General features: G+C 41.5%; 21 protein-coding genes and 1 tRNA gene. 15 read left to right on the forward strand and 7 right to left on the reverse strand.

Translation table 11 applies throughout. The features are described from left to right. The 4 genes from PSF31_RS20535 to PSF31_RS20550 all read right to left on the reverse strand — a co-directional run. Nucleotides 1-1,953, reverse strand: a 1,953-nt coding sequence (locus PSF31_RS20535) for a type VI secretion system Vgr family protein (RefSeq protein WP_272683292.1), incomplete at its 3' end; no start/stop codon positions are given. 69 nt (nt 1,954-2,022) lie between these two features. Beyond that, nucleotides 2,023-2,541, reverse strand: a complete 519-nt coding sequence (locus tag PSF31_RS20540; protein WP_004246976.1) for an Hcp family type VI secretion system effector — start codon at nt 2,539-2,541, stop codon at nt 2,023-2,025. 784 nt (nt 2,542-3,325) lie between these two features. Next, a tRNA-Ile gene (locus tag PSF31_RS20545) sits at nt 3,326-3,402 on the reverse strand. Nucleotides 3,403-3,828: 426 nt separating this feature from the next. Further along, nucleotides 3,829-4,425 carry a GNAT family N-acetyltransferase gene (locus tag PSF31_RS20550; protein WP_096864423.1) on the reverse strand — a complete coding sequence of 199 codons (597 nt, stop codon included), beginning with the start codon at nt 4,423-4,425 and terminating at the stop codon, nt 3,829-3,831. 224 nt (nt 4,426-4,649) lie between these two features. On the opposite strand from PSF31_RS20550, the gene PSF31_RS20555 reads away from it, so the two are divergent. The 3 genes from PSF31_RS20555 to PSF31_RS20565 all read left to right on the forward strand — a co-directional run bounded on the left by PSF31_RS20555 (nt 4,650) and on the right by PSF31_RS20565 (nt 8,290). Continuing rightward, entirely contained in the window at nt 4,650-6,671 is a 2,022-nt protein-coding gene (locus PSF31_RS20555; protein WP_004258088.1) for an NADPH-dependent 2,4-dienoyl-CoA reductase, read from the forward strand. Nucleotides 6,672-6,822: 151 nt separating this feature from the next. Continuing rightward, the gene (gene folE2, locus PSF31_RS20560; protein WP_094961529.1) at nt 6,823-7,740 is read left to right on the forward strand and encodes a GTP cyclohydrolase FolE2; all 918 of its coding nucleotides are present in this window, start codon (nt 6,823-6,825) and stop codon (nt 7,738-7,740) included. Next, nucleotides 7,730-8,290, forward strand: coding sequence for a carbonate dehydratase (locus PSF31_RS20565; RefSeq protein WP_096864420.1), 561 nt, complete (start codon nt 7,730-7,732; stop codon nt 8,288-8,290). Before folE2 ends, PSF31_RS20565 begins: the two co-directional genes overlap by 11 nt. A 75-nt stretch (nt 8,291-8,365) precedes the next feature. Here PSF31_RS20565 and sstT read toward each other — a convergent pair whose 3' ends face one another. Further along, nucleotides 8,366-9,619 (reverse strand): serine/threonine transporter SstT, encoded by a 1,254-nt coding sequence (gene sstT / locus PSF31_RS20570; protein WP_004258100.1) that lies wholly within the window; start codon nt 9,617-9,619, stop codon nt 8,366-8,368. 264 nt (nt 9,620-9,883) lie between these two features. Next, complete coding sequence (locus PSF31_RS20575; protein WP_096864419.1) at nt 9,884-10,843, reverse strand: TerC family protein; 960 nt, start codon at nt 10,841-10,843, stop codon at nt 9,884-9,886. Nucleotides 10,844-11,457: 614 nt separating this feature from the next. On the opposite strand from PSF31_RS20575, the gene PSF31_RS20580 reads away from it, so the two are divergent. From PSF31_RS20580 to PSF31_RS20600, 5 genes are all read left to right on the forward strand, one after another. After that, the gene (locus tag PSF31_RS20580) at nt 11,458-12,126 is read left to right on the forward strand and encodes a DedA family protein (RefSeq protein WP_004258110.1); all 669 of its coding nucleotides are present in this window, start codon (nt 11,458-11,460) and stop codon (nt 12,124-12,126) included. Nucleotides 12,127-12,362: 236 nt separating this feature from the next. Continuing rightward, nucleotides 12,363-12,668, forward strand: a complete 306-nt coding sequence (locus tag PSF31_RS20585; protein WP_004258145.1) for a DUF883 family protein — start codon at nt 12,363-12,365, stop codon at nt 12,666-12,668. 6 nt (nt 12,669-12,674) lie between these two features. Further along, complete coding sequence (locus PSF31_RS20590) at nt 12,675-13,082, forward strand: phage holin family protein (RefSeq protein WP_004258148.1); 408 nt, start codon at nt 12,675-12,677, stop codon at nt 13,080-13,082. Further along, the gene (locus tag PSF31_RS20595) at nt 13,069-13,368 is read left to right on the forward strand and encodes a YqjK-like family protein (RefSeq protein WP_004258151.1); all 300 of its coding nucleotides are present in this window, start codon (nt 13,069-13,071) and stop codon (nt 13,366-13,368) included. Before PSF31_RS20590 ends, PSF31_RS20595 begins: the two co-directional genes overlap by 14 nt. Before the next feature lie 237 nt (nt 13,369-13,605). Next, the gene (locus tag PSF31_RS20600) at nt 13,606-14,001 is read left to right on the forward strand and encodes a DoxX family protein (protein ID WP_004258158.1); all 396 of its coding nucleotides are present in this window, start codon (nt 13,606-13,608) and stop codon (nt 13,999-14,001) included. A 399-nt stretch (nt 14,002-14,400) separates the two neighbouring features. Here the strand turns inward: PSF31_RS20600 and PSF31_RS20605 are convergent, their stop codons facing one another. After that, the gene (locus PSF31_RS20605; RefSeq protein ID WP_096864418.1) at nt 14,401-15,294 is read right to left on the reverse strand and encodes a LysR family transcriptional regulator; all 894 of its coding nucleotides are present in this window, start codon (nt 15,292-15,294) and stop codon (nt 14,401-14,403) included. A 123-nt stretch (nt 15,295-15,417) separates the two neighbouring features. Between PSF31_RS20605 and PSF31_RS20610 the strand changes: the two genes are divergently transcribed. The 7 genes from PSF31_RS20610 to PSF31_RS20640 all read left to right on the forward strand — a co-directional run bounded on the left by PSF31_RS20610 (nt 15,418) and on the right by PSF31_RS20640 (nt 21,217). After that, nucleotides 15,418-16,125, forward strand: coding sequence for a pirin family protein (locus PSF31_RS20610; protein WP_004258163.1), 708 nt, complete (start codon nt 15,418-15,420; stop codon nt 16,123-16,125). 135 nt (nt 16,126-16,260) lie between these two features. Beyond that, entirely contained in the window at nt 16,261-18,231 is a 1,971-nt protein-coding gene (locus tag PSF31_RS20615) for a BglG family transcription antiterminator (protein ID WP_004258168.1), read from the forward strand. Nucleotides 18,232-18,713: 482 nt separating this feature from the next. Next, on the forward strand, nt 18,714-19,052 hold the full coding sequence (locus PSF31_RS20620; protein WP_096864417.1) for a transcriptional antiterminator: 339 nt from the start codon (nt 18,714-18,716) through the stop codon (nt 19,050-19,052). Nucleotides 19,053-19,084: 32 nt separating this feature from the next. Then, nucleotides 19,085-19,450 (forward strand): SFCGS family glycine-rich protein, encoded by a 366-nt coding sequence (locus PSF31_RS20625; protein ID WP_004258177.1) that lies wholly within the window; start codon nt 19,085-19,087, stop codon nt 19,448-19,450. Further along, the gene (locus PSF31_RS20630; protein WP_004258180.1) at nt 19,450-19,746 is read left to right on the forward strand and encodes a DUF4312 family protein; all 297 of its coding nucleotides are present in this window, start codon (nt 19,450-19,452) and stop codon (nt 19,744-19,746) included. The genes PSF31_RS20625 and PSF31_RS20630 overlap by 1 nt, the downstream gene beginning before the upstream one ends. A gap of 26 nt (nt 19,747-19,772) precedes the next feature. Next, the gene (locus PSF31_RS20635; RefSeq protein WP_004258184.1) at nt 19,773-20,564 is read left to right on the forward strand and encodes a DUF4311 domain-containing protein; all 792 of its coding nucleotides are present in this window, start codon (nt 19,773-19,775) and stop codon (nt 20,562-20,564) included. Nucleotides 20,565-20,566: 2 nt separating this feature from the next. Beyond that, the gene (locus tag PSF31_RS20640) at nt 20,567-21,217 is read left to right on the forward strand and encodes a DUF4310 family protein (RefSeq protein ID WP_004258187.1); all 651 of its coding nucleotides are present in this window, start codon (nt 20,567-20,569) and stop codon (nt 21,215-21,217) included. Nucleotides 21,218-21,293: the final 76 nt, after the last annotated feature.

Consider the following 21,293-nt stretch of genomic DNA (forward strand, 5'->3'; position numbering starts at 1 on the left):
GATATCCACACCACCGCTGTGAACGACAATAAAGCTTCCGCCCACTTTTAACGTGATTTTACTGCGGCTTTGTAAGGTGATATCCCCTTGTGTATTCACACTGACCACGCCTTGTATTGCCTTAACCAAGTCGCCCTCAATCGAAAGGTGTCGGTCTCCCTCAACTTTGTCTTGATAGTTACCGGTTGTTTTGTGCGCTTGATTACCTTCAACCGTCACTGTCCGATTACTGGCAACAACCAAGTCATCGTTATGACCAATACTGGTTGTCCGGTCGTAGTTAATCCGTTCACCCCGAGAGTTCAGCACATTGATGGCTAAATTTTTTTGCGCATGCACATAGATTTCTTCTTGACCGTTATCATCTTCAAAGCGCAATTCATTAAACCCGTCCCCTTTGTGGGTTTTGGTGCGAAACGTCGTGCGCGTTTTATGTTTAGGCAAATCAATTGGCGGTCGATTACGGCCGTTATACGTACACCCCGTGATAATCGGTTTATCTATATCATTGTTAAGATAGGAAATAATTACTTCCTGCCCAATTCTGGGAATAGCCATAAACCCAAAGCCATCGCCGTTCCAACCCTGTGCTACACGCACCCAGCAGGAAGCACTGTGGTTGGGCTTACCACGCCTATCCCAGTGAAAATAGACCGTCACCGCCCCTTGTGAGTTGGTGTAAATTTCCTCCCCCGGCGGGCCGACGACCGTCGCCAGCTCATCTCCATCGGCGGTGGGTTTGTACCGATAAGGGGGACGCCACTCTTGGGTGCTGGGAATAAAGGAAAGCTGGTTACTCAATTGAGTCCCTTCACCGCCACTGTTATCAGCAAGAGGCTGCACGCCGTGATGGGAGACACTGACCACCTGCCATGTCGTATTCATTCGAGGGCTAGGATGGTTTGATAGGCTAAAAATACGTCCCGGTGCCAATTCAATGCAGTTGGTGGTGGCCGACCCCACTTGGCGCTGGTTTTGTGATTGTTCGTAACGAATTTGATTGAACGGTTGCCCCTGCGCATCTTCTTGAAAGCGACCATAGCTTTCAAAGATTTCATGTTGTTGATGCACCTCCCCCGTCACTTGATGGCTTAAGGGATATGATGGTCTGAGTTGATTATAGTCTTTATCCACGCGAATATCGCTGCACAACTGCTCAGCGTAACGCCATGTGGTCGCCGTACTGTCGGTGATATCCGTTTCAGATTGCGGATTATAGGTGAGCGAAATCCCTGCTTTCATACCTAAATGACGGTCACTGTAAAACAGTTGCGGGCCTTCTTCGAACCAAAACGTAATCCCTTCTTCAGCAGCAAGCCGACACCAGAATTCATACATCGTTTCGCGCTTTTGGGTGATGTACTCGCGTTTCAGGTGTTCTTCGACGTGGTAAAACTGCTTGTCAAATTTGATGTGAGATTCGCTCAATAGCGTCTCAAGGATATTCGGGACGGTGGTATCTTGAAAGATACGACTATCCTGCTTAAGCGTCATGACCCACATTTCGGGGCGTATCACAAAGTGATACCACGTTTTTACCCCATCCGTATTCCCTTGCTCAGCCCCGGCTAAAATCCCTTGTACCGTGCGAAGAACTTTTCCATCTCGTTTTACAGTCAACGAAGAGGCCGCACCGAGTACCGTTTGAAAATCAATCTCGGGTAACAGACTAACCGCCTGAATCGACAATGAAAAGAGTTGGGAAAGCCCTTCTTGCAAATCAAACTGCGTCACTTGAAAGGTGTTTTCAGGTAGCCCACCAATCGTACAGGTGAATACTAATCCCGTCCCCATTTCGCCATTCATAATACGGTCTAGCAATTGCCCATGGGCTTCTTGCAAGGCTTGGTCCTGTGCATAGGTTCTGCCACCCGTGTATCCGCCACCGTGAATAAGCGGGTTATTTTCGGGGCTGCCGAGTCGTTTGTTTTTATTGGGGTCTGTCCAAGACATGGGAATTTCCTCTTCGGGAGAAAAAGCTAAAAACGCAAACGAGCCCCGAAAGGCTCGCTAAATTCGAACTTACGCTTCGAGCGGCGCACGCCAGTCATCGGCACCGGATGTGCCTGCAACGGTGTGCTCCCAATCGATTTTACGGTAAGACAAAGACACTTCGATTAACTGCGTGAAGTCCGCTTTTGCCGGGTCTTGGCAGTGCGGCATTTGGCAGTCAATATTGACAATTGTCGCATCGGTTAATGTAGTGGTGAAGAAATGCTCTTGTTTACCTTCAACCGACGTGCGATACCATTTCAGTTCCACTTTCGGCAGCATTTCACCTGACGCTAAGGCGTTATACAGCAGCGGAACCGCTTTATTTAAGGCCACGGTGAAACGGAACGGCTTGTGCGCACGTTGACCTGAAGGCTGCCCAGATTGTGGGTCTGTCGGCACAGTCACAACGTGAGAAAACTCTTGCACTAACATTTGGTCTTCATGACCTTGCACATAGATGTTACCGACAGAATCCGCCGTAAATGCACCGGCAGTGATGTTACCTTGGGTTTTTCCTTCAATGGAAATATAACATGGAGTTGGCATAGCGATATCCTTTATCCAGAATGACAAATTGGGTTAAGTCAAAATAATTATCGATTAATTTCCGTCATCTCAGCCAGTGCGCACGGTAAGATTTGAGTTAAGGATAATAAAAGCTTATGAATGGACTGTAAACCGGAGGGCCAGTTTGTATCTCTCTAGGATAAGTGACTTAGCGTAAACGGGTTGAAATATCGCTATATAATTCCAGAAAAACACTAAAAACGAATCATAACAAAATAATCATCGAACAAAAAATAGACCAAACTGCGATAAGCCCAGTAAGTTCTAATGTACATAGAAATAAACTATGTAACCAAATATTTCACACAGAAAAAATTAAATAACCCATTGATTAATAAAAATAAAAACACACCATTAGATTAACATTTAATTCCACAGGGATTAACCACTTTGACGGTGTAGTTTAATATTCTTTAAATGCACATTTAAAGAATATTTTACTCCAACGCTTAGTGATTTATCGAATCAACATATAAAAAACATTTTTTTATGTCCGTTTTCCATTTTTTCAGAATTTTTGTCGCCATTTACGTTATACACTCTTTATTCTTTCCTATTGCGGATAAAATAGGATGGATAAAGGCAGAACACGTTGAACGGCAAAAACAATTTCACTGTTTTCCTAACGATAAGTGTTGAAATTGATTTTTAAAATGTTAAAACCGAAGACTCACAGCCAGTTAGATTGTGAGTTAAACACTCACGATAATGAGGTAAAAACAAAAAGGAGTTAGATGATTAACACCTAACTCCTTGATAAATTTGGTGGCCCCTGCTGGACTTGAACCAGCGACCAATCGATTATGAGTCGACTGCTCTAACCAACTGAGCTAAGGGGCCAAAGTGGAGAGGATTATACGTGTAGTTTTCGCTTAGGTCTAGTGTTTCGAAACCGTATGCTGAAATTGTGTTCAACCCAATAGCTCTTCTTATAATTCAATGCGATAGCATAAGCAATTACTATCATTTGAACGTCGTTTTCTACAATTTTAATCAGTTCTTCGATTTTTTATTTGAATGACTTTTTTGTACTTTATTTATATTTAATGCTTGCCAATATCGAATTAATAATAAAAACAACATCATACAACCGTAGAATTAACCTGTGCAAATTTAGTGAACCGTATTCCTGCACTGATTAATAGCCCTGCAGGCTATACCACCACAGAAAAAATGCCAAATAATGTGTTTATGACCAAACCCATGCATGAGTATTTATAGCTAATATCGCCCACCTTTCGGTGGGCGACTTATCTACAGCTAACCTTAGCGCGGTTTCACCATCTGCCATTCTAAGTGGTGTTTTACTGACGGCCACTCTGACTCAATAATGCTATATATACAGCTATCACGCAGTTCACCCGTTTTAGTTTTCATATGGTTGCGTAAAATACCATCAAGCTTAGCCCCTAGCCGTTCAATGGCTCGACGACTTTGGCTATTTAAAAAATGTGTACGAAACTCCACTGCAACGCAATTCAATTCCTCAAAAGCATGCTTTAAGAGCATATATTTAGCTTCTGTATTTAATGCGGTGCGTTGTACTTCTATTCCATACCAAGTGGCTCCGATTTCAACCCGCCTTACTGCATGGTCCACACGATTGTAAGAAGTAATACCAACTGGTTTACCGCTTCGTTTATCGATCACCACAAAAGGTAAGCATTCCTTTTTCTGGAAATTTTCCAGGCGCTTTTCCACATCTTGAGAGAAATGCTCAGGCTCAGGAACTAAGGCATACCACAAATTATTCAACCCATCTCGTCGAATGATTTCTGCCAGTTCGACATCATATTGGTGGGATAGAGGTTCAAGGCGAACGTATTCACCTTCTAAAGTAATAGCTTGGCAAATCTCTTTCATCATGGTTTCCCCTATATCGTTCTTTATGCTGTGTGTCTCTTTTTTTAATCTCTGTTTATGACATAAAAATAAAAAAACACCTATTTTTTTATGACACTCAGCTATTTAACCGAAAACATATGATAAAAATCACAAAATTTTAACATCTTTACCAAATTGCAGCTTCATTACGCTACAGTTAACTCATCTGACCTGTTAATGAAATCCCGAATGGGAGTATAATAATGAGCAATTTTCCACACCTTTTTACCCCACTTGATTTAGGCCATACCGTCCTAAAAAACCGTATTTTGATGGGTTCAATGCATACTGGGCTTGAAGAGCACCCGCAAGGCAGCGAGCGGCTAGCGCATTTTTATCGCCTACGCGCTGAAAATGGTGTCAGTCTGATCATTACCGGTGGGATCGCCCCCAATCCAGAAGGGGCGCTTACCGCTCATGGCGCAGTATTAAACGATAAAAACCAGCTTTCATTTCATCAACAAATCACGGATGCCGTCCACCAAGCTGACGGTAAAATCGCCTTACAAATCTTACATGCAGGGCGTTATGGCCTGCATCCTAAATTAGTTGCACCAAGTCCTATTCAAGCAGAGATTATTCCATTCGCCCCCCGAGAACTCTCAACTGATGAAGTTGAAAAAACGATTGATGACTTCGTGACAACAGCCAAGCTAGCTCAACAAGCTGGCTATGATGGTGTCGAAATTATGGGATCCGAAGGTTATTTAATTAACCAATTTATCACCAAACGTACCAACCATAGAACCGATGAATGGGGTGGAAGTTACACAAACCGAATTCGTTTTCCCATTAAAATCGTACGGCGAATACGGGAAGCCGTTGGCGCTAACTTTATTATTATTTACCGGCTTTCCATGCTGGATTTAGTTGAAGATGGCTCAACGTGGGAAGAGATTGAATTACTTGCCAAACAAATTGAAAACGCGGGTGCGAGTATGATCAACACCGGTATTGGTTGGCACGAAGCTCGAGTACCGACGATAGCAACGCAAGTTCCTCGCAGTGCATTTAGTTGGGTTACGCAAAAATTAATGGGGAAAGTGAATATTCCACTGATAACCACTAACCGCATCAATGACCCTTTTGTTGCAGAACATATTATTGCCAATCACCAAGCGGATATGGTTTCAATGGCTCGGCCATTTCTAGCTGATGAAGCGTTTGTTCGTAAAGCCGCAGAAAATCGAGCAGATGAAATTAACACTTGCATTGGTTGCAACCAAGCCTGTCTCGACCTGATTTTTAGTGGAAAACTGGCCAGTTGTTTAGTTAACCCACAAGCTGTTAGGGAAATGGATTATCCCAACGAAAAAGCCGCACTGAGTAAATCCGTTGCGATTGTTGGTGCTGGGCCCGCTGGGTTATCTTGTGCAATTTACGCGGCAAAGCGTGGGCATCGTGTCACTTTGTTTGAAAAATCTAACCATATAGGTGGCCAATTTAACCTCGCTAAACAGATACCTGGCAAAGAAGAATTCCATGAAACCATCCGTTACTTTTGCCGCCAATTACAATTATTGAATGTTGATGTACGCCTTGAACAACAAGCCGATGTTGACTGTTTATCGGGGTTTGATGAAGTCATTATTGCAACGGGTGTCATCCCACGAAAAATCCAGCTCGAAGGGGTTGAGCACCATAAAGTCATTTCCTATATCGATGTCATCACCAAACAACGCTCTGTTGGAAAAAGTGTCGCTATTATTGGCGCTGGAGGGATTGGCTTTGATGTTGCTGAATTGCTAACCCAAGAAGGGAAAAGCAGCAGTTTAGATAATTCACTCTTTAATAAAGAGTGGAATATTGATACCACAATTCATTCTAAAGGTGGTGTATTACCCCCACAAAAAGTCCCTATGGCATCAGCTCGTCAATTGTATTTATTACAGCGGAAAAACAGTAAAGTGGGAGCAGGCCTCGGTAAAACAACCGGTTGGGTACATCGTTTATCACTAATGAAACGCGGTGTTCAAATGCTAAATGGCGTGGAATACATGCGAGTTGATGACGAAGGGCTCCATATTCGCTATCAAGATAAAACACAGTGCCTGCCTGTTGATAATGTCATTTTGTGTGCAGGGCAAGAGCCTTACCGCCCATTAAAAACACAACTAGCAGAACACGGGATCAACGCCCATGTGATTGGCGGTGCGGATGTTGCTGCAGAACTGGATGCCCGCCGAGCAATTGAGCAAGGGATGAAAACCGCATATCAGATTTAGCCTCTTCATATCCCCCTAAGGTGAGCCTTTTATCTGAGGGGGAACTGCACTCCTTAACCTAACTGATATTTATACCTCTTTTTCTTCACCCTAAACAATTGTTATGTTATAACATAATCACTATTTGTAAGTTAAGAATGGCTGAGGGGTTATGACAGTATCAACTGAATTACGTTGTTCATCTTTACCGGATGCGCAAAAGGAAAATGATATTTATAGCAATATCAAGCTAGACTGGGTCGGTATGACAGGGATTGCTTTACCTATTGAGATAGCGGGTCGTCCAATCAACGCACTTGTTGATGTCGGTACTGATTTACAAGGACAGAAAGGAATACACATGTCCCGGCTGTATCAGACCTTAGATGGACTCACACAGCATGAACTAACCCCCAATTTGATTCAACAGGCTCTAGAGCAGATTTTAATATCCCATAGCCATGTATCATCGAAGTCATCTCTTCGACTTTATGGCGATATTTTATTATCTCGCCCTTCTTTAGTTTCTCACCAGCATGGATGGAAAGCATATCCATTTGAAATAAATGCAAATTTCAACAAATCATTTATTATCTGTTTAAAAGTTGGGGTTCCTTATTCATCGACATGTCCTAGTGCCACGGCACTCAGTACCCAAGTGATTCAACAACAATTTGCTATTGAATTTGAGGACGAGACACAACCATTATATCCCACTCAAGTTTTCAACTGGCTAGCTAAAAATGGGTTACCCGCTACACCACATAGCCAACGCAGCTGGGCATGGGTAACCATAGCGTTGAAAGCTAGTCATAAAATATTTCCCATCATTGAATTAATTAATCAAATTGAAAACGTGCTTTCAACACCTGTACAAACTGTTGTTAAACGTAATGATGAACAAGCTTTCGCTATCGCAAATGCCCAAAACCTGATGTTTTGTGAAGATGCAGCGAGAAAACTAGTCATGGCTTTTCGTCATCAATGTCACTATGACGAAGTGAACATTAATATAGAGCATCAAGAAAGTTTACATGCACATAATGCAGTTGTTCACACGCACTGGAAACGGAGTACTCATGCTGCGTAAAAATCCATCAGGACACTCCCCTGTTATTTCAGAAAAAGCCTATATCGACCCTACCGCAATTATTTGTGGCAAAGTCATTGTTGAAGATTACGTATATATCGGCCCATATGTAGTCATCCGAGCTGATGAGCTCAATGAAGAGGGGGATATGTCACCGATAGTAATAGGCCCACATTCAAATATTCAAGATGGTGTTGTTATCCATTCTAAAAGTGGGGCTGGAGTACAAATTGGCTCACATACTTCAATAGCACATCGTGCCATTGTCCATGGCCCTTGTAATATTGCTACACGAGTATTTATTGGATTTAATAGCGTTCTATTTAATTGCAAAATTGGGGAAAACTGTGTTGTTCGCTATAACGCTGTTGTTGATGGTTTAACGCTACCCCCTGCTTTATATATTCCATCCTGCGTACATGTAAATGCCCACAGTGATTTATCTCAGTTTAAGCAAGTTGACCGCGCCTCTTTGCAATTTTCAGAAGAAGTTGCCGCAACTAATGTGCAGTTAGTCGAAGGTTATCGCCGCTTACGTAATGAGTTTTAACTCAATAACCCACTAAAATAAGGGCAGAGTTCACTTTCGCTGTCTCTGCCCTTTCAAAATATATTTAATTAACAATTAATCACGATGAGATAGCCGCGCTTCAGCGTTAGCCAGTTTCTCATCTTCCGCTAAGCACACCGCTGCAGTAAATAACACGTCAGTTGAAGAGTTAAGCGCCGTTTCTGCTGAATCCTGTAATACGCCAATCATCACACCAACCGCGACCACTTGCATCGCAATTTCATTTGAAATACCGAACATGTTACAAGCTAATGGGATCAGTAATAGTGAACCGCCGGCAACGCCTGATGCGCCACATGCACACACCGCAGCAACCACACTTAATAACAGTGCCGTTGGGATATCAACTGGAATACCTAGAGTATGTACGGCGGCTAACGTCAGTACTGTAATCGTTACCGCTGCACCAGCCATATTAATGGTTGCACCTAATGGGATAGAAACAGAGTAAGTATCTTCATGTAGATTCATGCGGCGACACATCCCCATATTCACAGGGATATTTGCTGCTGAACTACGTGTAAAGAATGCTGTTACCCCGCTTTCACGTAAGCAAGCGAGAACTAATGGGTATGGGTTACGTTTCATTTTCCAGTAAACAATCAATGGGTTAACAATGAAAGCAACAATCAGCATACAGCCAATCAATACTGCGAGAACGTGAATATAGCCTTTTAAGGTTGCAAAGCCTGTCGTTGCGATAGTGGAAGCAACCAAGCCAAAAATCCCTAAAGGCGCTAAACGGATCACAACCCGTACCAGTTGTGTTACTGCATTAGAAAAGTCATGAACTAAAGTTTTTGTGGTTTCATTTGCATGGCGCAGTGCAATACCCAGCCCGATCGCCCACGCTAAAATACCAATATAATTGCCCTTAATCAGTGCGTCGATAGGGTTCGCAAATATATTGATTAGCAAGCCTTTTAACACTTCAGCAATATTACCCGGTGGATTTAGCTGTGTATCACCTACCGCTAAGACTAAATTTGATGGGAACAGGAAAGAACCAATAACGGCGACAACCGCGGCAAAAAATGTTCCTAAAATATACAACACCAGTATAGGTTTGATATTGGTTTTTTGCCCTTGGCGGTGGTTAGCAATGGATGACATGACTAACACCCAAACCAGTACAGGAGCAACAGCTTTTAACGCACTAACGAATAAATCCCCTAACAACCCGACATTTTTTGCAGCAGATGGCCATAACCATGCAAGCAAAATACCCGCTATCAAGCCAACCAGTATCTGTTTGACTAGACTACCTTGGCTAATAACTCGCCATAACCCTGTTTTATTTGTATCCATAATAGACCTATATTATTTATCTTTATTAGGAATTAAATGTGTTTGCACAGCAAGTATAAGGAATAATAGTCGCCTGAAAAGGCAATTATTCAAAATATACACAATGATTGACTTTGTTTAACAAACATTTTACATAACTGTGATCTCAATAGAGTTTTGTTTCTTATAGTAGAATGGGATAAACAAAATGGTTGAGCGTTTTCAGGGGGTTAAAAAAAATCCCCTGCTTTTTACAGCAGAGGATTTAAAAATAAAAAAGATAAATTAACTTTTTGCTTCGTTGCGTTTATTAACAATTGCATTAATGATTAACGTCACGACTAAAATTGACGCAATCACACCCAACGAAATCGGTGTTGGGATATGGAAAATATCAATCAATAGCATTTTTATACCGATAAAGCTTAAAATTACCGCTAAACCGTATTTTAGCATTGAGAACTTTTCAGCAACCCCTGACAATAAGAAATACATGGCACGTAGGCCTAAAATTGCAAATAAATTCGATGTTAAAACAATGAATGGGTCAGTCGTCACCGCAAAAATAGCGGGTATACTGTCCACCGCAAATATCACGTCACTAATTTCAACTAAAATCAGCACTAAAATAAGTGGGGTCGCAAATAGGACGCCATTACGTTTAATAAAGAATTTTTCACCATGTAATTCATCCGTCATACGTAAATGAGAACGAACCCATTTTACTAGCGGTTTATCCGTTATTGACGAGTCATCTTCTTTGGCAAAAGCCATTTTCAAACCAGTAAATAGCAAGAACAAGCCAAATACATACAAAATCCAGCTAAATTGTGTGACTAACCAACTACCTGCAAAAATCATAATCGTACGAAGTACGATAGCGCCTAATACTCCATAAACCAACACACGACGCTGTAAAGTTGCAGGAATGGCAAAATAACTAAATAACATCAACCAAACGAATACGTTATCAACAGCTAATGCTTTTTCTAATAAATAACCCGTTAAGAACGCCATGGTTTGGCTATCAGCAAACTCACGCCCTACGTTCTCATTAAGATACCACCAAAAACCCGCTGCAAAGAGAAGCGAAAGCGTTACCCACACGATACTCCAAGCCGCAGCTTGTTTCATCGACATTGCTTGGCCTTTGTGTTTCCCTTGCCAGAACAAATCAATGAGTAACATAAGTAAAATAATAACGGCAAAACTACCCCATAAAATCGGGTTACCAACTGAGTGCATTTTCCTTTCCCTTAAAAAACAAAAAACGGCTGATATCCAGAAGACATCAGCCGCTTAAAATTCGTTAACCACAAGCTATTTCTTTTGGTTGTAAATTATGAGCAAACCCCGCCTTCTGGCAAGGTCTCACTTACAACACAAATAACCTAAAAATAGGGAACTGTGGTGCTCGGCTACCGGGTGTAATGTGTACACCGTAATGACGATAAACCGACAAGAAGAAGTTACTCCCCTTTGCTATGGCGATAAGATACGGTAAATAGCCTTAAAATGCAATAATTAGCCTTTATTGTTTTATCGTTATTTTTTTACATTAAAAGATAAATTAACAAGTATATTTCGCATACTCTCGGTAAAAAGCGGGTTAAACGCCATTTTTAAGCACTTTACATCGTTCCATGCCGCGCAATAAATCGTAAAAATCGGCCAAAACTTAAATGAATTCTAAAAATAAGCTTAAAATTTACTGTTTAGTTATTTTCTGTTTTGTTAAAGTGAGCGTGCTTTACACTAACAGCCTGAGGAAACACTACTTTCACTTTGGCATTCACTTAATCCATTTCTCCCTGCCCAACAACAAGTTTGTTGCTGTTATTGCCGTTTAGGAAACATTAATGGAATTAGTTAAAGAACTTTTTTTCGCCCTTTGGCACCAAGATTATGTCACCCTATCTAACCCATCGTTAGTGTGGTCGATTTACTTCATGCTGTTCGCTATCTTGTTTCTTGAAAACGGGGTGTTGCCTGCAGCGTTTTTACCTGGCGATAGCTTATTGATTTTAGTTGGTGTTCTCATCGCTAAAGGCACATTAAGTTATCCGCTCACTATTGTAATTTTAACCGCTGGCGCCAGTTTAGGCTGTTGGGTTGGTTATATACAAGGGCGATGGCTGGGGAACACACGAATAGTTAAAGGCTGGCTTGAACACTTACCTGAACACTACCACCAACGCGCTTATGGCTTGTTCCACCGTCATGGCCTCGCTGCCTTGTTAATTGGTCGTTTTTTAGCTTTTGTCAGAACACTACTTCCAACAATAGCAGGGCTAGCTGGCTTGCAAAACGGTCGTTTCCAAGTATTCAATTGGTTAAGTGGCCTACTGTGGGTGTTAATTTTGACTGCAATTGGTTATGGCTTTGGTAAAAGCCCGATTTTCCTACAATATGAACATCATATTATGAACATTTTGATGTTGATCCCTGTAGGGCTACTGATCCTTGGCTTAATTGGTAGCATTGCTGTTGTCGTTAAGAAAAAATTCTCAAATAAAAAAGCGAATTAATTCTCCATGCGGGAACTCTCAGTTCTCGCATTTTCATTTTTACTTAATTTTACGTCTTAGTATCTCCACTCCCCGCAATTAAATTAACTAACTGATATTTATGGCATTTCTATAAATACTGTTTTTTACATTTTTTCTTAACCCCTAATTTATTATTGAATAACTCATTGCACTTAATGCAAAAACAGTTATTGTTAATACAGTGATGTTTCTTTTCTATTGATAGGAGGTTCTATATGTCATCAAATCATTCATCAGAAGACCTACGCGCAGAACTAAAAGCGTTAGCAGATTCTCTTGAAGCCGTATTGAATGATACAGGCGAGAAGTCGAAAGAAGAGATTGAAAGCTTGAAATCCAAAGCGAAAGATGTACTTTACTCATCTCGCGCTAAACTCGGTCAAACCACCGAAAGGATCACTGAGCAAACTAAAGAAATTGCGGGCCGTGCAGACAACTATGTCAAAGAAAACCCATGGACTGGTATCGGTATCGGTGCTGCTGTTGGTGTGGTTCTTGGCGTACTTCTCGCGAAACGTTAATTGCTTATGGAACAAAATCAACAACGTCAGGGCCCCGGTAAAGGGGTCCTTGAAATACTGCAACGCATTGCCAGTATTACCGTTAATATTGTTGAAACTCGCCTTCAACTCATTGCCGTTGAGCTCGAAGAAGAGAAAGTTAATTTTATCCAGTTGTTATTGTTAGTTGGACTAGCGCTTCTTTTTACTGCTTTTGGCCTAATGTGTTTAATTGGTCTTATTTTTTGGTCTGTTGACCCTGTTTATCGTTATCAAGCACTTGCTATAACAACAGGGTGCTTAGTCCTACTCGCCATTACCTTTGCTATTTGGGCTCTTAAAAAAGCAAAGCAGTCTACCTTATTGAGCTCCACACGGGAGCAATTAAGCCAAGACGCGAATGCATTAGCAGGTAAAGATAATGACCAGAAATAAACGCCAATTACTTGCCGCAAAAAAACAACGGTTACTCAACAGAATTGAGCAGCAACGGAGCGACCTTGCTGCAAGTTCTGAAGATTGGCTACGAGTGACCGCTCCTTATGACCGTACATGGAAAACCTTCGTTACCTTCCGTCCTTTATTTATTGCGGCAACAGGCCTGCTTTCGATTTATTCACTGAAAAAACCCAAACGCATACTTCAATTAGGGAAAAAAGCCTTCACAATGTGGGGTATAGCAAGGACAATTCAAAGTACGATCAATGCAGGAAAGAAGTAATTTCAATTAAAATCAATATGCTAAATTAAGCCTCTTCACTTTAGCTAGCTCCCCTTCATCACCATTCAATTTTTTTGACTATCTTTGTTAATAAGCTTTGCTTTTTATTGAATAAGCAAATGACTATTATAAGCCCATCAAATGTTTTCTTACCTATTTGTGCTGAAAACAACATTACAAAGCGACACATATCGCAAATACTTTATATTTAATGGCTTATTAGTCTGGAGAATCTTAATGAAAAATTTAGAAAATGGTGCGGTATTGTTAGCTCGTATTATGATGCCAATTCTGTTCATTGTTGCTGGGTATGGAAAACTGGGAGATGCATACGCAGGAACACAACAATACATGCAAGCAATGGGTGTTCCAGGCTTTTTATTACCTTTAACCATTTTATTAGAACTTGGTGGCGGTTTAGCCATTCTATTTGGTTTCTTAACACGAACTGTAGCCCTATTTACTGCAGGCTTTACCGTATTAACGGCGCTACTGTTCCATATCGACTTTAGCGTTGCACCAAATAGTTTAATGTTTATGAAGAACTTTACTATCGCAGGCGGTTTCTTACTATTAGCAGTAACCGGCCCAGGGAAATTTAGTATTGACCATTTATTAAATAAAAAATGGTAACTCCGATTTCATTATCCCCCTTATTACCTTATTGACTTTATTTGTTTGTCCAACTTATACCTCCCTTGGGAGGTATTTTTTTATTTAAATCTTTTGAATCGCTACCAGCAAACCCTACTCGTAAACTCTAAATAGTTTGAGTTGTAGGTAGGCGACAAATTAGTCGAGCGGTTTTATCTTTTCAGCCACGGTTAACTTCTAAATAATTCGTGCTACAACTGAGCTATGACTGAGATAGTTTTACTCTTTTGAATCGCTACCAGCAAACCTTACTCGTAAACTCTAAATAGTTTGAGTTGTAGGTAGGCGGCAAATTGAGTCATCCCGTGAGCATACATAAGTATGTGACTCGGGTGACTCAATGAAGCCAACACCCCTACGGCTCAAAATATAACGAGTTTACACTCTAAATAATTTGGGGATTTCTCGGAGACACCACGACTTAGCCTCCCCCATACTATCCCGCCGCCACGCCATAATAATATTCGTCTCATGGCTAAATTCTGCGCCAACCACCTTTAAACGCCCTTCGCGAATATCTTGTTCAACCATTGGGTACGGCATCGTCGCAACACCAAGGCCGGCCAACAAGGCTCTGTGTTTATCCTCAATCGTTGACACCGTCAATCGTTGTTGTTTATCCAACAACTGCACCGTGATCACAGGCCGCTCACGAGCGGTATCAGCCACTGCAATTCCACGGTATTTCACTCGAGTCGCATCAGATAACGGCTCAGGTTCTTGGTGAATGGGATGATCCGGGCTCGCTACATAAATATGATTAACGGTATATAACGATTTAGAGTTAATTTCTGAAGAGGATCGAAAATGCATATCAGGAGCAATGACTATATCCGCTTTACCGCTTTCAAGACGTTCCCATGCTCCCGCCAATACTTCAGTAATTAACGATAACTGTGTTTCTGATTTTTCCGCCAATCGTTCCACCAGCGGAAAAAGTGAATGAGCAGGAACTAAAGCCTCACACACGATGGTTAAATGCGTTTCCCATCCTTTTGCAAGCGCTTCCGCATCAGATGTTAGCTTATCTGCGGCTTCAAGTAGGATCCTTCCTCTATCAAGTAGCATCCTACCGACATTGGTAAACTTAGTTCTATGCCCTGAACGGTCAAATAAAATGACATCGAGCTCTTCTTCTAATTTTTGCATGGTATAACTCAGCGCAGATGGGACTCGCCCCAACTCTTCAGCGGCTGCAGCAAAACTACCACGGCGGTCGATTGCATCCATAACCCTTAATGACTCAAGCGTTAATGCTCTCTCTTTACTCATGAAGTTTCTCTTTCAGGAAATTTGAACAAAGGAAACAGATTAACTGGCTAACAATTCAACGTCCAGCTATTTATTATAACAATAGATTATTAACTTATTTATTTTCAATGAGGGTTAACCATTATGATGACACTAAGACCCGCTAACCATTGCGGAAAAGCTGATTATGGTTGGCTACAAGCCCGTTATTCCTTTTCATTCGGCCATTATTTTGACCCAGACTTTATGGGTTTTAAAACTCTCAGAGTGCTGAACCAAGAAGTTATCGCGCCACAAAATGCACTACAGCCAAGAACCTATCCACATGTCGATATCTTAAATATCATCCTAAAAGGGCATGCAGAATATCGAGATAGCCTAGGTAACACCATCCAAGCAGATGAAGGTGAGTGTGTGCGTTTTTCACCGCGCCCAGACCTAAGCTACAGCGAACAAAATGTGTGCCCAAAAACACCGTTGACACGTTTACAGCTCTGGCTAAATGCTTGCCCACAGCAAGAATCTTTGCCTTTGCAAAAAATAGCCATTAGTGAAAATGAGAACAAACTTATCGCATCTCCTGACGGGGAAAGTCAAAGCATTCAGTTACGTCAACAAATTTGGATCACCCAAATTCATTTGGCAACTAATGAGTCAACAGCGATCACGCTAAAAGGAAAAAACTCATTCCTTCAGTCTATACATGGTGGAGCGACATTGCGTACACCAAAAGGCGAGCAGTTAGAAATGAATTGCAATGATGGGGCTTTTATCCAAGACGACAATCAAGTCATCATTAGTGCAAATAAACCGTTTAGAGGGCTATTAATCGATCTTGGAGAGCAAAGCTAGCCCTTTTCCTGCTATAGCAGAGTGAATTTTGCGAACGGATTCGCAAATTTTATGATTTACATATCCTACATATTGACATGCTTGTGTTAGAGTCCTGCCATTAGCGAGCAAAAAACAAGTCATTTTCTTGCTCAAATGCTTTTTCGTTTTGATTTTAAAGGTGTTTCCGTGGCTCTATTCACTCAACAGCGACATAATCAAATTTTTGCTCAAATTCTCAATGAGGTAGTGCCTCAAGACGAGTTAGCCAAAAATTTCTCCGTTTCTACTCGAACTATTCGTTCTGATATCAATGAAATCAATGAATTGATACAGCCATATAGTGCTCATATTGTATATGAGCGAGGTCGCGGTTACCGACTAAAAATTGAAGACGAAGCCCTATTTGCTACCTTTACTCAACAAAGTGATGAAGACAATCAGATTCCTCGCACTAGCAAAGAGCGCATTGATGCCCTGCTATTAAAACTCTTGATGTTATCACTCCCCGTAAAACTTGATGATATCGCTGAAGAGTGGTTTATCAGCCGTGGCACTTTACAGCAAGATATGGGTGCGGTGAGAGAACAGCTTCATAAATACCAAATTGCATTAGAAAGTATCCCTCATCAAGGCATTCGTTTGAACGGTAGCGAGTGGGCAGTTCGAGCTTGTATGACCGAAACTTTATGGCGCCGCTATTCTGCACAGATAACCCCTGATTTAACCACTTTCCGCCCTGATTGCCTTGATAATTTAGACCTGACATATATCGATAAAGTTTTACATAACAGTATGAATCGCTTTGATATTCGAATTAGCAACGAAGGGCATTTATACCTGGTTTTTAATTGTGCGGTGACTATTTTGCGTATCACTCGTGGTCATGAACTCACCACCTCCGTCAAAAATGATGACAGTGAAGAAGTGATCCGCAAAGCCTGTGATGAAATATCCAAAGGTTTAATCTACTTTCTTGGCAATGACCTTTCAGGGGCAGAACTTAGCTATTTACATGACCAAATTGTTGCCCAACGCATTAGTAACCAAGACTCTAGCACGCAAAAAAGTGGTACTCATAATGAGCTGTGTGAATATATTTTAAATTATATTAATGAGTTATATAATTATGACTTACGGAGCGATGAAAAACTCAAAAAAGATCTCAATACTCATCTTGCATCGCTGATCACCCGTTTGCAGTATCATATTTCCACACCAAACCCGCTATTATCTGATATCAAACAATATTACCCGTTCGCCTATGATGTCACACTGAGCGCGTTAACCAGTGCAAGTAAGCAATTACTCCCCCACCCAATCAGTGAAGATGAACTAGGTTACCTTGCGGTTCATATTGGAGTCAGCCTCGAACGTAACTATGGCGCTGGCTCCATTCGCCAAACAGAAGTACTGGTAGTTACTGATGCAGGGAACTCCACGTTTCGCGTGGTTGAATCTAAAATCATGCGTGAATTTCCACAGCTCAAATTTAGCCGAGGGTTAACGTTACAAGAGTATGAATCCTTGGATGAAGTCTCTGAAGATTTCGTGATTACCACTGTACGAATTTCAGAGAAAAATAAGCCTGTTATTAAAATTGCGCCGTTCCCAACACCCTATCAACTAGAGCAAGTTGGCCGCCTCGCCATGGTTGATCAAACTCGCCCTTATATTATCGAGCGCTTTTTTGATGAACGGTTCTTCATGGTAATTAATGAAAAAATTAGCCAAGAAGAGCTCTTTCAAATGGTTTGCAATAAATTGCAGCAAGAAGGCTACGTCACACCTGATTTCTACCCTTCACTACAAGAGCGTGAATCAATTGTTTCCACCTTGCTCGGGGAAGGTATCGCATTGCCTCACTCTTTAGGTCTACTTGCCAATAAAACAGTGGTTGCAACCGTTGTCGCCCCGAAAGGCATTGAGTGGAATAAGGAAACCAAAGAAAATGCTTATGTCATTTTCTTATTAGCTATCAGTAAAACAGACTATGAAGAAGCAATGGCTATTTATGACCTTTTCGTTACCTTTGTAAAAGAAAAGACAACACGTCGCTTAGTGAGTGTCAAAAATTTCAATGAGTTCCAAGTAATAGCTAAAGATAGCTTAGCGCGTATCCTCTAACTTGATAGCAATTTCCACTTTGTAGTGGAAAAGTGGAAGTTGCTGACTTTTACGTGATCCTAACCACAACTCTTATAAATACTTTCCTATCCTAAACTGTCTATTTTACGGCCAAAGTGACTAAATGGAAGCGAGTACAACCCACGCAACATCATTTCCATTTATAGCTTCCACTTCCCTTTCCAGTTCCTTTTTTTGTTTCCATTTTTTAATTAAAAAAATAATTAATTGATAAATAACACATTTTATTCAAAGTATTGTTATTTACATCTTATTTAGATAGTTGACTGATGTCAATTTTTCCACTTAATTTCCAAATAGAGCAAAAAACACACCAAAGATACATTTATTAATTTCCAAACAATTTCCACTTATAAGTGGAAATTTCCTGCCTGCAAAAATGAACAAGAACAGACTAAGGTATTAAGCATGAAGGAACAGAGTAGTCTAACTTGCAATATTACTTTGGATTTTAAATAGTTATGAGTGAATCAGTTATCGTTTTTAAAATGTTAGAACATAACCTTGATATTGATGAGGTGACACAAAAACTGCTAGCAGTGATTACTGACTGGCTCAAGCAGGAGGACTGCTACACCACAGATGTACAACAACAGATGTTGGAGTCTCATTTACGTGCCATGGTCGGTAGAGCAAAAACGGGTGAAGCCTTACCAGAAGTCGATATCAGCTTATTCGATGAAATTTCTGAACATTCGATAGTGCTCGCACAACGGGTTGTTGACACACTTCCTGGATTAGCACCTGAAGAGACTTATTTACTCTCTGTTCACTTTGAAGTCGCACGTTCAAATGATTAATTACTAATTTGGTAGGATTTGGAGAATATTTTATGAAACAGATAGTTGTTGTTATCGGTGACCGTTTAGGTAAAGGCCAAAAAGTAGCTGCCGGTGTTGAAGCTGCGGGTGGCAAAGCCGTTGTTGTTCCGGGGGTCGCTGCTGATATGAAACTCGGTGATGTCATGAACGCAGAACAAGCCGATTTAGGCATCTCATTTTGTGGTAGTGGTGGCGCTGGCGCAATTACCGCTCAAACTAAATATGGCTATAAAGCTCGCTATGGGATGCGCTCTATTGAAGAGGGAGAAACCGCGATTGCAGACGGTTGCAATGTATTAGGTTTCGGTTTTATGGACAAGGAAGAGTTAGGCGAGCGCTTGGTAAAAGCATTCAATAAAAAATACGGCAACGCTTAATGAAAAAATCTATCGAAACGGTTGTACGGGTTACAGGGCAAGGCGACACTAAGCAAAAAGCAATAGCTGACGCCTTAAATTCAATTCAAAAAACCGTACTGAAGAACAGCACAGATATCATCCTACGGATAGAACCAAAGGATGTTGAAGTGATTAGTGCTCACTCTCATTCGCGGACAGAAAAATTTCTTTTTCTCTTTTTGCCACGCAAACGTGAACATTTTCGTGTTGTACTCGACGTTTCGCTGGATGTCACTTTACTTTCTGTCAACGAAATACCATTTACAGAACAATAATAGCAATCAGGTCTGGAGTTAATTCCATGAGTGAAACTGCATCTTTTTTAGAAATATTGGGCATGTCCCTGATCATCGGTGGGCTCTGCGGCTTTGGCTTAGGCGCAGGGGCTGCGCGTATGTTCCACGCACCAACCGTACAAGGTATGGGGGCATTCCGTACATTGGGTGAGCTGAACGCTTGTGAAGGCGACCCAGCATCTCATTTTTCTTTCGGCTTAGGGTTCTTCTTTAACGCATGGGCATCGTCAGTTGCTGCTGGGGCATTTACACAAGATGTTGATCACCGCATCATCCCAAACTGGGGCGCGGCTGCACTATTAACCAAAAACCGTAGTGTCGCTGACACACTGCATAACCCGAAAAAAATGGCTATCGCTTGTGCCATCATTGGGGCATTAGTTGTCGCCTTCTTAAACACAACCGCTTCCGCAGTTCCGGCTGCACTACAAACGACAGCCATTAACGTACTAGTGCCTGCCGCAAACTTGTTAGTTAATACCGTGATGCCAGTCATCTTCTGGTTAGCCGCCATGGATGCAGGGCGTCGTTCAGGTTTCTGGGCAACATTATTTGGTGGTTGTGCTCAGCTAATCATGGGGAATGCTATCCCTGGTTTAGTTTTAGGTATCTTGATTGGTAAAGGCGTTGATGACAACGGCTGGAACCGTATCACTCGTACAATGATGATAACAGTGGTTCTCCTGTTCGTTCTCAGCGGCTTCTTCCGTGAATTCGACCTAAAGATGATCACCTCTTTCAACCTAGATAAACCATTGTGGCTTGAATACGTCCACGGTCTGCTGAGCGGGAAATAATCATGACAACAGAAATTAACAAACAAGATTTTTGGTACGCAGAATGGTCCTTCCCGATTTTTGTTGGGTTGCTTTCCGCAGGGATCTTCGCAGGTACCCACATGTATGTCGTCTACGGTTTTGGGGCATTTAACGAAGTGGCGTTCGTCGCCATGTTACGTGCAGGGTTAGATACCGGGGTTTATGGCGCAGTCGCAGCATTTGGTGCAAGTTTCTTATTTGCTAGGATCATCGAAGGTTCATTGGTCGGTATTTTAGATATCGGTGGTGCACTGCAAACCGGTATTGGCCTCGGTGTTCCCGCCTTATTTTTAGCCGCTGGTTGGGATTTTTTAGTCACTAACTTCTGGATGTCGTTACTAACTGGCTTATTCCTTGGCGTATTAATCGGCTTACTGATTGTATTTGCACGTAAATTCACGATTGCTCAGGCTAACTCAACCTTTGGTGCTGACGTCATGATGGGTGCGGGTAATACCTCTGGCCGTTTCTTAGGTCCATTAATTATTTTAGCTGCGATGGCCGCATCCATTCCAATCGGAATTGGCTCTTTAATTGGCGCATTGATTTTCTATGTATGGCAAAAACCCGTTGCCGGTGGCGCCATTTTAGGTGCTATGTTGTTCGGTTATTTCTTCCCAATCGTCGCTTAACCAGCACTCTCCCGGGGCATATGCTCCGGGTTACTGAATAGCATAAATTAAAAACAGACTCGAAATAGTTCAAAGA

The sequence above is a fragment of the Providencia sp. PROV156 genome, assembly GCF_028480905.1.
Classification (GTDB): Bacteria; Pseudomonadota; Gammaproteobacteria; order Enterobacterales; family Enterobacteriaceae; genus Providencia; species Providencia hangzhouensis.

Coding starts and splice junctions, on each gene's coding strand:
- PSF31_RS20615 (WP_004258168.1), top strand. CDS start 16,261: ATGCTTTTTCGTTTTGATTTTAAAGGTGTTTCCGTGGCTCTATTCACT.
- folE2 (WP_094961529.1), top strand. CDS start 6,823: ATGACAGTATCAACTGAATTACGTTGTTCATCTTTACCGGATGCGCAA.
- PSF31_RS20595 (WP_004258151.1), top strand. CDS start 13,069: ATGACCAGAAATAAACGCCAATTACTTGCCGCAAAAAAACAACGGTTA.
- PSF31_RS20610 (WP_004258163.1), top strand. CDS start 15,418: ATGATGACACTAAGACCCGCTAACCATTGCGGAAAAGCTGATTATGGT.
- PSF31_RS20590 (WP_004258148.1), top strand. CDS start 12,675: ATGGAACAAAATCAACAACGTCAGGGCCCCGGTAAAGGGGTCCTTGAA.
- PSF31_RS20640 (WP_004258187.1), top strand. CDS start 20,567: ATGACAACAGAAATTAACAAACAAGATTTTTGGTACGCAGAATGGTCC.
- PSF31_RS20575 (WP_096864419.1), bottom strand. CDS start 10,843: ATGCACTCAGTTGGTAACCCGATTTTATGGGGTAGTTTTGCCGTTATT.
- PSF31_RS20555 (WP_004258088.1), top strand. CDS start 4,650: ATGAGCAATTTTCCACACCTTTTTACCCCACTTGATTTAGGCCATACC.
- PSF31_RS20540 (WP_004246976.1), bottom strand. CDS start 2,541: ATGCCAACTCCATGTTATATTTCCATTGAAGGAAAAACCCAAGGTAAC.
- PSF31_RS20635 (WP_004258184.1), top strand. CDS start 19,773: ATGAGTGAAACTGCATCTTTTTTAGAAATATTGGGCATGTCCCTGATC.
- sstT (WP_004258100.1), bottom strand. CDS start 9,619: ATGGATACAAATAAAACAGGGTTATGGCGAGTTATTAGCCAAGGTAGT.
- PSF31_RS20625 (WP_004258177.1), top strand. CDS start 19,085: ATGAAACAGATAGTTGTTGTTATCGGTGACCGTTTAGGTAAAGGCCAA.
- PSF31_RS20605 (WP_096864418.1), bottom strand. CDS start 15,294: ATGAGTAAAGAGAGAGCATTAACGCTTGAGTCATTAAGGGTTATGGAT.
- PSF31_RS20600 (WP_004258158.1), top strand. CDS start 13,606: ATGAAAAATTTAGAAAATGGTGCGGTATTGTTAGCTCGTATTATGATG.
- PSF31_RS20620 (WP_096864417.1), top strand. CDS start 18,714: ATGAGTGAATCAGTTATCGTTTTTAAAATGTTAGAACATAACCTTGAT.
- PSF31_RS20585 (WP_004258145.1), top strand. CDS start 12,363: ATGTCATCAAATCATTCATCAGAAGACCTACGCGCAGAACTAAAAGCG.
- PSF31_RS20580 (WP_004258110.1), top strand. CDS start 11,458: ATGGAATTAGTTAAAGAACTTTTTTTCGCCCTTTGGCACCAAGATTAT.
- PSF31_RS20565 (WP_096864420.1), top strand. CDS start 7,730: ATGCTGCGTAAAAATCCATCAGGACACTCCCCTGTTATTTCAGAAAAA.
- PSF31_RS20630 (WP_004258180.1), top strand. CDS start 19,450: ATGAAAAAATCTATCGAAACGGTTGTACGGGTTACAGGGCAAGGCGAC.
- PSF31_RS20550 (WP_096864423.1), bottom strand. CDS start 4,425: ATGAAAGAGATTTGCCAAGCTATTACTTTAGAAGGTGAATACGTTCGC.